The sequence below is a fragment of the uncultured Methylobacterium sp. genome, assembly GCF_964242245.1.
Classification (GTDB): domain Bacteria; phylum Pseudomonadota; class Alphaproteobacteria; order Rhizobiales; family Beijerinckiaceae; genus Methylobacterium.
Genome location: NZ_CAXTBY010000205.1, coordinates 1 through 3,341 on the forward strand (window position 1 = coordinate 1; position 3,341 = coordinate 3,341).

The following is a 3,341-nucleotide window of genomic DNA, read 5'->3' on the forward strand; positions in this document are numbered from 1 at the left end:
TAGGGCGTTCGATGGAAGATCCTTCCAACGCTTCTGCGTTTTCACACAGTCTCGGTCGGAAACCGACCCATGGCGCATCATAGATCACGCTGGCGGCAGCGTATGGCCGGAGACGGCTGCGTGCACCTCTTCCGCCGGCACGTTCACCCATGCGTCGCCGCCGATGTCCGGGGCGGCGGCCACCCAGTCCCCAACGATCCGATGGCCGAGGGTGTCGCCGAATCGGCGCGGGTAGCGGCTACCGGCTCCGAAGAACCAGCCGGGGTGATCGTACAGGGCTGCGAACGCGGGTTAACGAGGAAGGCCGGACCGCAGGACGATCCGCCTCGTCATTCCGGGGCTGCGCAGCAGAGCCCGGAATCCAGAACCGCCCTGCGCTCGGATCGTATCACGGCGGCGGCTCTGGATTGCACGCCTCAGGCGCGGCCCTCCGGGTCCGGGTTCGCCCGCGGCCCCCCGTGCCTCGGCGCCCGCGTGAGCATCCTGCCGGATGGGCACGTCGGCTATACCGGCGATCTGGAGGCGTTCGCGCGCGCTCACGGCGGTTCTGTCTTAAAGAGCCTCGCAGCGCGGCCGCAGCCCCGGCCAGCCAACGCAGGGACTTCGATGACGGACACGCCCATCCCACCCGCCGGCAAGCCCCCCGTGGGCGAGGCCGACGTCGCCGCCGGGCTCGCCGAGGTGCGCGCCGGCATACGCCGCGCGGCCGCGGATGCCGAGCGCGATCCCGCGACCGTCCACCTCATCGCCGTCTCGAAGACCGTGCCGGCGAAGGGCATCGTGCCGGCTCTCGAGGCCGGGCAGCGCGTGTTCGGGGAGAACTACGTCCAGGAATCCAGGGGCAAGTGGCCGGACCTGCGGGCACGCTACCCGGACGTGGAGTTGCACCTCGTCGGCCCGCTCCAGTCGAACAAGGCGCGCGAGGCGGTCGAACTGTTCGACGTGATCCACTCGCTGGACCGGCTCTCGCTCGCGGCCGCGCTTGCCAAGGAGATCGCGCGGGCGGGACGCGCGCCGCGGCTGCTGATCCAGGTCAACACCGGCGACGAGCCCCAGAAGGGCGGCGTGGCTCCGGACGCGGTCGACGTGCTGCTCGCCGAGTGCATCGGCACGCACGGCCTCGCGATCGAGGGGTTGATGTGCGTGCCCCCGGTCGACGACCCGCCCTCGGCCCACTTCGCCCTGCTTGGGGCAATCGCCCGGCGGCACAACCTGCCGATCCTGTCGATGGGCATGAGCGCCGACTATCCGGCCGCGATCCAGATGGGCGCGACCCACGTCCGCGTCGGAACGTCGATCTTCGGCGCGCGCACGCGGACGGCGTGAGGCTCAGGGGCGACCGCGCGGAAGCGCGGCGAGGCCAGGGGCAGCCGGGCGGTCGCGCACGCCTGCGGCCGGCAACCCGACGCCGAAAGCCCGTCCTTGGAGGACTGTACTTGGAGGACCGTCCTTGGCCGCATCGGCGTGCGCCCGACCCTGAGTTCCCGCTTCGGCGCGCTTCCCAACGACGAAGCGGCTCCCACCTCATCGGGGCCCGCTTCGATGCTGAGGAGAGCCGATGTCCGCACCCTTGCCCTCGACCGTGACCGTCGTGGCGCTCTCCCATGATCTCAGGCGCAAGCGTTCGATCGTGAGCCTCGCCTGGACCGATGATCCTGAGAAGAACGTCGCGCTCCCGGTGCCGTTCGGGTGCGCCTTGGATCAGGTGCGCGACGAAGCCGAGAAGGCGTTGCGAGTGCTGTCTGCGGAGACAGCCAGCCTCGCCGTGATCGCCTAGGGTTGTTTCCCGGCCGCAACGGTACCAGGACGGTACCGGGTATCGGACCACCACGAGGCCTCCCGTCCGCGCGGTGCGGGTCGGGATCTCCCGGGGAAGCAAGGTCGTGATGATCGCAGTCAGCCCCTCGACGGCGCTCGCCGGCCTGCTTGCCCGCCGCGGCGTCCACTACGGCTGGGTCGTGGCCGCCGTCACCTTCCTGACCATGCTGGTCACGGCGGGCGCCGTCGGCGCGCCGGGCGTGCTGATCCTGCCGCTCCAGCGGGAGTTCGGCTGGGACACCGCCTCGATCGCCTCGGCGCTCGCCATCCGCCTCGTGCTATTCGGGCTGATGGGCCCGTTCGCCGCCGCCCTGATGAACCGCTACGGCCCGCGCCGGATCGTGCTCTGCGCGCTGTCGCTGATCGTGGCGGGGCTCGCCGGGTCGCTGGCCATGACGCGGCTGTGGCACCTGATCCTGCTCTGGGGGATCGTGGTCGGCGTCGGCACCGGGCTGACCGCGCTGGTCCTCGGCGCGACGGTGGCGACGCGCTGGTTCTCGCACAGGCGCGGCCTCGTCGTCGGCCTGCTCACCGCGAGCTCGGCCACGGGGCAGCTCGTCGTGCTTCCGGCGCTGGCCGCGCTCACGGAGGCCTTCGGCTGGCGCGCGGCGGTGATGACGATCTGCGCCCTGCTCGGGCTGACCGCGCTCGCGGTGCTGGCCCTGATGCGCGACCGGCCGGAGGATCTCGGCCTGCTGCCCTACGGCGAGGCGCGCGCCGCGGCGGCACCGACGGGGCCGGCCGTGGGCGCGCTCGCGGCGCTCGGCGAGGCCGCCCGCACGCGGGTGTTCTGGGTGCTGGTCTCCACCTTCTTCATCTGCGGGGCGAGCACCAACGGCCTGATCCAGACCCACTTCATCCCGCTCTGCGCCGATTACGGCCTGCGCCCGGTGCAGGCGGCGAGCGTGCTGGCCGGGATGGGCGTGTTCGACTTCGTCGGCACCGTCACCTCGGGCTGGCTGTCGGACCGCTACGACAACCGCTGGCTGCTGTTCTGGTACTACGGCCTGCGCGGCCTCTCGCTCCTGTGCCTGCCGTTCTCCGACTTCTCCTTCGCCGGGCTGTCGGTGTTTGCCGTGTTCTACGGCCTCGACTGGATCGCGACCGTACCGCCGACGGTGAAGCTCGCCGCGCAGCGCTTCGGCGCTGCGCGCGCCAACGTCGTGTTCGGCTGGGTGTTTGCCGGCCACCAGCTCGGCGCCGCGTCGGCCGCCTACGGCGCCGGGCTGTCGCGCACGGAGTTGCAGAGCTACCTGCCGGCCTTCTTCTTCGCCGGCGCGCTCTGCCTCGTCGCCGCCGCGCTGATCCTGACGCTCGCCCCGCCGCGGAAGGACGGTGTCGCGGCAGCCTTGCCGGCGGCGGGGTGAACCCTTGCGGAGAGTCCGACGCTTGGGATGCCGCGTCACCGGAAGAACCCCAGCGGGCGCGACAGGCCCCCTCTCCCAGGGCTTGCGGCTTCACACATCTCGAGACCGGTGTGCGTGGATCGGGCGAAGCGCCGGGCGGCCCCCTCTCCCCACACA

General features: G+C 71.7%; 3 protein-coding genes. All 3 read left to right on the forward strand.

The features are described 5' to 3' along the window. Positions 1-606: 606 nt before the first annotated feature. Positions 607-1,326 (forward strand): YggS family pyridoxal phosphate-dependent enzyme, encoded by a 720-nt coding sequence (locus tag ACFE8Y_RS21330; RefSeq protein WP_375466366.1) that lies wholly within the window; start codon positions 607-609, stop codon positions 1,324-1,326. A 244-nt stretch (positions 1,327-1,570) separates the two neighbouring features. Next, positions 1,571-1,777 (forward strand): hypothetical protein, encoded by a 207-nt coding sequence (locus ACFE8Y_RS21335; RefSeq protein WP_375466367.1) that lies wholly within the window; start codon positions 1,571-1,573, stop codon positions 1,775-1,777. Between the two features lie 109 nt (positions 1,778-1,886). Then, a complete protein-coding gene (locus tag ACFE8Y_RS21340; protein WP_375466368.1) occupies positions 1,887-3,185 on the forward strand; it encodes an MFS transporter in 1,299 nt (432 codons plus the stop codon). The last annotated feature ends 156 nt before the right edge of the window (positions 3,186-3,341 follow it).